The 7,244-nt window shown below is 57.8% G+C and carries 6 protein-coding genes; all 6 read right to left on the bottom strand.

Annotation, left to right across the window (positions count from 1 at the left end):
* Window positions 1-140 precede the first annotated feature (140 nt).
* The 6 genes from cydB to ACZM8Y_RS11895 all read right to left on the bottom strand — a co-directional run bounded on the left by cydB (window position 141) and on the right by ACZM8Y_RS11895 (window position 5,950).
* Complete coding sequence (cydB, locus tag ACZM8Y_RS11920; RefSeq protein ID WP_482333614.1) at window positions 141-1,169, bottom strand: cytochrome d ubiquinol oxidase subunit II; 1,029 nt, start codon at window positions 1,167-1,169, stop codon at window positions 141-143.
* Window positions 1,170-1,203: 34 nt separating this feature from the next.
* On the bottom strand, window positions 1,204-2,523 hold the full coding sequence (locus tag ACZM8Y_RS11915; protein WP_337430430.1) for a cytochrome ubiquinol oxidase subunit I: 1,320 nt from the start codon (window positions 2,521-2,523) through the stop codon (window positions 1,204-1,206).
* 251 nt (window positions 2,524-2,774) lie between these two features.
* Window positions 2,775-3,977, bottom strand: coding sequence for an FprA family A-type flavoprotein (locus tag ACZM8Y_RS11910; RefSeq protein ID WP_302554497.1), 1,203 nt, complete (start codon window positions 3,975-3,977; stop codon window positions 2,775-2,777).
* Window positions 3,978-4,084: 107 nt separating this feature from the next.
* Window positions 4,085-4,243 carry a rubredoxin gene (gene rd / locus ACZM8Y_RS11905; RefSeq protein WP_302554498.1) on the bottom strand — a complete coding sequence of 53 codons (159 nt, stop codon included), beginning with the start codon at window positions 4,241-4,243 and terminating at the stop codon, window positions 4,085-4,087.
* 120 nt (window positions 4,244-4,363) lie between these two features.
* Complete coding sequence (locus ACZM8Y_RS11900) at window positions 4,364-4,744, bottom strand: desulfoferrodoxin (protein WP_308771095.1); 381 nt, start codon at window positions 4,742-4,744, stop codon at window positions 4,364-4,366.
* A gap of 273 nt (window positions 4,745-5,017) precedes the next feature.
* The gene (locus ACZM8Y_RS11895; protein WP_482333619.1) at window positions 5,018-5,950 is read right to left on the bottom strand and encodes a DNA polymerase III subunit delta; all 933 of its coding nucleotides are present in this window, start codon (window positions 5,948-5,950) and stop codon (window positions 5,018-5,020) included.
* Window positions 5,951-7,244 lie beyond the last annotated feature (1,294 nt).

Here is a 7,244-nt window from a genome sequence, read left to right as displayed (position 1 = left end):
CATGTGCCCCGTAACGGGGACTCCCTCCGCGCGGCCTCCCCACCAGTTAAAAGTCTTGGGAGGATGAGGGGAGGGGGTGTGGGGGAGGGGAGAAGGCAACCCTTCTCCAGAAGGGTTCCTTCTCCCTTCCCCCACATAACTTAATACGCGTGATCGTCCTTCTGAAGGCTTTCAGGGGTCACCTTGTGGGCGAAGGTGTAGTAAACCCACGCTTGATAGGCGATGACCACGGGAATGCAGCAGAGGGTCACGCCGAGCATGATCTTGAGGGTCAGCGGGCTGGAAGCGCCGTTGAGCACCGTTACGCTGTACGCGGGATCGATGCTGGAAATGATGATGCCGGGATACATGCCGAACACGCCGAAGAAGGTCACGGCAATGATGAACAGCGCGCTGAAGAACCACGCGCCGAGCAGGTTGTCGGCCCCGATCATCACCCGCACGGTGAGCAGGGAAGCCACCGCGAGGATCGGGAAGACGAGCAGCGTGGGATGTGCGGCGTAGTTGGCATACAGGTTGGTGTAGAACGCGGTCAGGGCGAGGAAAATCAGGGCTGCGGCAAGGACAAGAGGCCAGACCACCTGCGCCGCGCCGACGGCGCGTTCATGGATGTCGCCTTCGGACTTGAGGGCCAGCCAGAGCGCACCGTGCAGGCAGAAGATCAGCACGAAGAAGATGCCGCCGGCGAGGCCGTAGGGGTTGAGGAGCTTGATGATGTTGCCGTGGTATACGCCGTCGCCGTCAATCGGGATGCCCATGAACAGGTTGGCGAAGGCTACGCCGAGCAGCAGCGCGGGCAGGAAGTTGCCGAGGAACTGGCAGGCGTCCCAGAACTTGCGCCACTGGGGGCAGTCCTTCTTGTTGCGGAACTCGAAGGATACCGCGCGGAAGATCAGGGCGAAGAGCAGGATGAGCAGCGGAGCGTAGAGCGCGCTGAACATCACCGCGTAGGCCTTGGGGAACGCGGCGAAGGTCACGCCGCCGGCCGTGATGAGCCACACTTCGTTGCCGTCCCAGTACGGGCCGGCAGCGTTGTAGATGATGCGTTTTTCCTCATCGTTCTTGGCAAGGAAAGGCAGCAGGGTTCCCATGCCGAAGTCGAAGCCATCCAGGACAAAGTAGACCGCCCAGAGCAGTCCCCACAAAACAAACCAAGTGGTTTCAAGCATATTGGTAATCCTCTCTTAGGGTAGGATGGCGGGGCTAGGCCTGCGCTTCAGGGGCGGCTTCCGGGCCCTTCTTGGCATACTTGCGGAGCAGGTAGATGTCCAGAATGCCGAGGAAGGTGTAAATGACGATGAAAGCCGCGAGCGAGAGTCCTACAGAGGACGTGGGGACCGGCGACACGGCGTCGGAGGTCCGCATGAGGCCATAAACAATCCACGGCTGGCGGCCTATTTCGGCCACGGCCCAACCCGCCATGATCCCAAGGTAGGGCAGGGGGATCACGTAGATCAGCGCCTTCATGAGCAGGGGATGGTTTTCGAGATCCTTTCTCCGCCACCACGCGGCGATGGCCAGCAGCACGAAGAGGCCCGCACAGGCCACCATGAAGCGGAAGGAGAGGAAGGTGGGAAGGACCGGGGGAATGTCTTCGGCGGGGAAGGCGTCAAGGCCCTTCACTTCCGCGCTTGGGGAGTTGAAGGCCAGCAGGCTCAGCAGGCCGGGGATGGGCAGGGCCTCAATGCTGTTGGTATGGTTGTCCTGATCAGGCCATGTGAGGAGATACATGGGGACATGGGTGCCGGTTTCCCAATGGGATTCCATGGCGGCGAGCTTGGCGGGCTGCATTTCCGCGACGACCTGCGCGTGATGGTGCCCCTGAAGGCCGAGCAGCAGGACGAGGATCAGGGTGAAGGGCGCGGCGATGCGCACGGAACGCTTGAACAGATCCAATTCGTTCTTGCGGAGCAGGTGCCACGAGGAGACGCCGAGCACAAAGAAGCCGCCGAGCATCCACGCGGCGAAAATCGTGTGGAAATATTGGCTCCATGCGAAGGGGTTGGTCACGACCTCAAAGAAGCTGGACAGCTCGGCGCGGCCATTCTTAATGACGTAGCCGACGGGGTTCTGCATCCAGCCGTTGGCGAGGATGATCCACAGGGCGGACAGGTTCGAGGCGATGGCCACGAGCCAGATCGCGGTCAGGTGGATTTTTTTGCTCACGCGCTCCCAGCCGAAAGCCCACACCGCAAGGAAGGTGGACTCAAGGAAGAAGGCGGCGGTAGCCTCGATAGCCAGCAGCGAGCCGAAGATGTCGCCCACGTATTCCGAATAGCGGGACCAGTTGGTCCCAAACTGGAATTCAAGGGTAATCCCGGTCACGACGCCGAGGACAAAATTGATGAGGAACAGCTTTCCCCAGAACTTGGTCATCCTTTTGTACACTTCATTGCCCGTACGGACGTAGAGCGTCTCCATGATGGCGAGAAGAACCACGAGTCCGAGGGTCAGCGGGACAAAGATGAAGTGGAAAAAGACGGTCACGGCGAACTGCAGCCGTGACAGCATGACAACATCCATAGAATTCCCCCATGATGTTCGTTTCCGGCCTTGGGCCGGATACGTTGCGGGAGCCCAGTCTCCTCAGGCTCCTTTGAAAAAATTTGACGGTACGCCGCGTTGGGAAGGATTCTTGTTCAACGGCATATCGGGGCGGTTTTCCAAAACCCGCCCCGCCTCTCCTCATTATTCACGAATGCCCCGTGTGCCGCATTGCCTTCGCCGCCGGAACGGGAGGCCGGGGGGAAGCCCCACGGCTTCCCCCCGGAACATCAGCACTTCGCTTTAAGCGCAGCGGCAACGGCCTTGCCGAGCGCGACGCACTGGGACAGGCCTTCATGCTTGGGCACGAACAGGCACTTTACGGGATCGGCGGGCATGTCCATGTTCATGGACGCGAGCCATTCCTGAATGATCTTCGGGGATTCGCCGGACCAACCGTAGGAGCCGAACGCCGCGCCCACGCGGTTCTGGGGGCGGAGGCCCTTCATGTAGGTCAGCACGTCGGCGATGCCGGGCAGCACGTTGTTGTTGTGCGTGGCGGAACCCACGATGACCGCGCCGCAGTCGGCGAGTTCGGTCATTACGTCGCTGTGGTGGTTCTTCTGGATGTCGATGATGCGGACGGGCACGCCTTCGTCCTCAAGGCCGGAGGCGATGGCGGAGGCCATGATGCCGGTGGAGCCCCACATGGAGTCGTAGACGATGACGGCGCGCTGCTGCGGCTTCTGTTCGGCAAGGGCGCGGTAGGTGTCGAGGATATACTGGCAGTCGTCCTTGCCGCGCCAAATGAGGCCGTGGTCGGGGGCGATCATTTCGATGTCGAGCTTCAGGGAAGCCACAAGATCAAGCGTCTTGAGAACCTGCGGGGAGAAGGGCAGGACGATGTTGTAGTAGTATTCCTTGATCGCCTTTTCCAGCACGCAGCGGTCGTATTGATCCGCAAAGCGTTCGGTGGAGGCGATGTTCTGCCCGAAGGCGTCGTTGCTGATGAGGAGCTTGTCTTCGGGGATGTAGGAAACCATGCTGTCGGGCCAGTGCAGCATACGGGTTTCCACAAAATGGATGTTCCGTTTGCCGATGTTGATCACATCGCCGGTCTTGACCACTTCGATGGGCCATCCGGTGGTGTCGAACTGGGCTTCCATGAAACGCTTGCCCATGGTCGACGTGATGATCTTTTCAGGCTTGCAGCGCTCGACCAACTGGCACAGGGCGCCGGCATGGTCTTTTTCGGTGTGGTTCACGACGATGTAGTCGACCTTGTCGAGCGGCATCAGCTTGGCGAGGCGGCAGAACATGGTTCCGGCGTAGTCGTTGTCCACCGTGTCGAACACGACGTTCTTCTCGTCACGGATGAGGTAGCTGTTGTAGGTCGTGCCGCGCGGGGAACGGCTGTAGCCGTGGAAGTTGCGCTTGTTGTAGTCGACGGCCCCGATCCAGAAAATATCTTTCGCCAGTTCAACGGGTTTCATAGTGACAAAATCCTTTCAGGCATGTTTGAGGTGAGTACAAAAACATGGAGAGGGGTGCGACGAAGCCCGTCACACCCCCTATTCTGCACGTTCAGACGAGCCGCTTCTTAGGCAGCGGAGAAGTCCGACTTGGAAGCGCCGCAGACGGGACAGACCCAATCTTCGGGCAGATCTTCAAAAGCGGTACCGGGGGCGATGCCGCTGTCAGGGTCACCGGCGGCGGGATCATATTCATAGCCACACACATCGCAAACATATTTCTGCATTGTCAATCTCCTGCCCGTGAAGCCTGACTCGGCCTACGGGGGTTAGAGGTATAAGGAACATCTCCAACGGGGACTGTTACAGCCAAAAAGAGCCGTCGTTGTCAAGTGGCCTATAGGCGTTTATGCCTTCCACAGGCCGTGGAGGTTACAGTATTCACGGGCGGAAACAACCTTGTCCGCCGGGATGCAAAAATCGGCCTCGGGCGCATCGCCGGGCTTCAGGAACTTCTTATAGCGCTTGCCGTCGGCGGCGGTGACTTCGATCCATTCGATCCAGTGGGTTTCTTCCATCACATGAGGAGCGGAACCGACCTTGACCTTACAGCCCTCGCCGTTGGCTTCAATCACGGGCACATGCTTTTCCTTGGCGCCGTCGACGGCTTTGTCGGCCATGAGCTTCATGGCCTGGCCACAACAGGAAAGCGGGCCGTCGCCGGCAAAAAGCACTTCGATGACGGTGCCGCAGCGTTCACACTTATAGATTTCAAACTGGTTAGCCATGGGAAACCTCCCTTATGACAATGGTTGGCTGAACAAGGATTCTGTCTCTTCCGGAAAGTACACCGGGAACCGTTTTTTGACAATGAGAAATGGATATGGGGAATCCGGTTTCCCCTTCGTTTCCCCTATAGCTCCGCAAGCCAGAACTCCCATTCGCAAAAACGATAATAGTTCTTTTTATACTTGCTGTCCAGCAAAAAAAAGCGTTTCCCCCGGCCTTTCCCCGCAAGACGCCGCAAGTCTAACGCTTCATTGCGTCAATCTCATGTCGGGTCAGGCGGTTGGCTTCCGCCCGCGCAGCCGTGCGTGACGATAAACGATGTGCAGCTTCGTGGCCAGCCAGTTGAGGACCAGCGGGGGGCTGACCATATAATCCAGCGACTCTTGGCATTGCGCCAGCAGATCGTTGACATGGAGATGCCCGGCTTCGGGAAGGATGGCAAGGCGCTGCCCAAGAGGCCCGCCATCCCGCCCGGCGTGGAGCGCTGCCTGCGCCTTCTGGACGGAGAGCACGATCCGGCGGGCCAGTGCCGCGTCGACGGCGCCCTTTCCAGACGTTTTGTCGAGCCATCCCCGCCCGGAGGCCATGAATTCCGCCAGCGCCCCTTCCCACTGGAGCAGTTCCGGCGTTGAGGGCGTGCCTGCCTTGGGCCATGCCAGCGTGACGACCCAGCCGCGGGAGACAAGCGTGGGGAGGAGGCGTTCCCGCTGCGGGGCGAGGAGCAGGAAACAAACGCCGGGCCGGGGCTCTTCCAACGACTTCAGAAGCGCGTTGGCGGCTTCCACGCCGAGGGACTGGGCTTCGGCGAGGATAACGACGCGCTTGCCGTCGCCGCGCGGCGCTTCTCCGAGGATGGTCCTCAGTTCGCGGACTGTTTCAATCTTGATGGAACCTTCGCGCCCGTCCAACACGTACAGATCATGAAATACATTCGCACCGATCTGGAGGCAGGCCGGGCAATGCAGGCAGGGCGGCTGCCCTTCCGGGCAGTTGAGGCGGGCGGCGTGCCACAAGGCCACACTGAAGCGCTCGGCCACACTGCCGCCTTCGAGGATCAGAACCTGCGGCGGATCGCTTGCCAGCTTGTTGAGCGCGGCGCGCACACGCTCCTGACGCGCGTCAAGGGCGAGGGCAAAGGCGGCTTCCGCCTCTTCCTTGGTAGGGAGCTGTTCTTCCGCCGCTGTGCGGGTGGTTTTTACGGCCACTGTGCGTCCTTTTAGTCAAAGAAAGATCACGGAAAACGGATGCTGGAGGGGAAGGCCCGCCCATCGGCTTTTCCCCGCACAAACAGCGGGGCCCAAGGCGGGCAATGCCGCATGTCCCGTTTGCCGTAGCTGTTACAGAACTTCTTTTTGCTTTTCAACAGTAGGGAATGGGGCAGGCACGGTTCCCCACCGGTTATCTCCCCGGCGCGTTGGATTGCGGGCGGTTCTGGACGGGCTTCTTTGCGTCCATCCAGGGATGTCTCCGGTGTGTTGGGTTCGGTGGGACAGGCGACAGGCGCGCCTCCCATGCCCGGCAATCCCCATACGAAACGCCCTCTGGAGGTGGATGCCTTTCCCGTCGGTAGGGGCAGAGGGATGCGGAGCTCGTACAAACCCGGCTGGCGGGCCTATCCAAGAAACTTTTTCATCCGGGTTTTAGGTTGTGTCGTTGTTTAACGCATAACCATTTTAAATTGTTTAAAATATTTTTATAGCTTGAAAAAATAGCCTAGCAATTTCATTAGGTTATATCTAATTGGCGATACCGCCCAACGTCTTTCGGTTTTGGAACGGATCCTGTTCGGTGCATTGCCCCATAACGGTTCAGCAAGCCGCAAATCCAAAGGGCTTTGGCAGTGAAGGGGGGCTCGCACGGCTCTGGCAGCTTCGGGGAAAAGGATATTTTTTCAGAAAGTTCTGCCACAGGATGCGCTTGTTTTAACTCAACGGCATGGTGAAGCTATAACTTTTGGCTCTATCATGGTGTGTGGTGGTTTCATCTCCACAGCACGCTGAAAAGACAGCCTTTTTCTCCAGTTTTCCCCTTGGCTGAGGTGTTTTTCTGGTTATTCCTTTGGAATTTCAAGAAAAAAAGCATCAACCATTTTCTGGGACACAGCCTAACTTTTTTCTCCAGTTTTCCCGCTGGCGGACTCCATGACTGAGATATGTTATTGGTTATCCCCTTGAAGCTCCAAGAAATAAAATATCAACCAGTTCCTATGGCATAGCCTTGAGGAACGGCTCCGTCATAGCATTTGAGTGGTGCAATGTTGCAGTAATTGATTTTATTGGCTCTGTTATAGTATGCGGTTGTTTCATCTCCACAGTGCGGTAAAAAATATAACTTTTTTCTAGTGTTCCCCTTGGCGGGATCCACGGTTAAGGCATTTTTCCGTTTATCCCTTTGGAGTTTCAAGGAAAAAAGTATCAACCATTTTCTATAACACAGCCATTTTATTAGGTTGTGTCGTTTGTTAGATATAATCTATTGAAATTATTTAATTATTTTTTT

It is taken from the genome of Bilophila sp., assembly GCF_057864385.1.
The sequence above is the reverse complement of the archived record's forward strand: the minus strand, read 5'-3'. Positions and strand labels throughout refer to the sequence as shown.

Excerpts from the sequence above, each read along its gene's own strand:
- cydB (WP_482333614.1), bottom strand. The coding sequence starts at position 1,169 with ATGCTTGAAACCACTTGGTTTGTTTTGTGGGGACTGCTCTGGGCGGTC.
- ACZM8Y_RS11915 (WP_337430430.1), bottom strand. The coding sequence starts at position 2,523 with ATGGATGTTGTCATGCTGTCACGGCTGCAGTTCGCCGTGACCGTCTTT.
- ACZM8Y_RS11910 (WP_302554497.1), bottom strand. The coding sequence starts at position 3,977 with ATGAAACCCGTTGAACTGGCGAAAGATATTTTCTGGATCGGGGCCGTC.
- rd (WP_302554498.1), bottom strand. The coding sequence starts at position 4,243 with ATGCAGAAATATGTTTGCGATGTGTGTGGCTATGAATATGATCCCGCC.
- ACZM8Y_RS11900 (WP_308771095.1), bottom strand. The coding sequence starts at position 4,744 with ATGGCTAACCAGTTTGAAATCTATAAGTGTGAACGCTGCGGCACCGTC.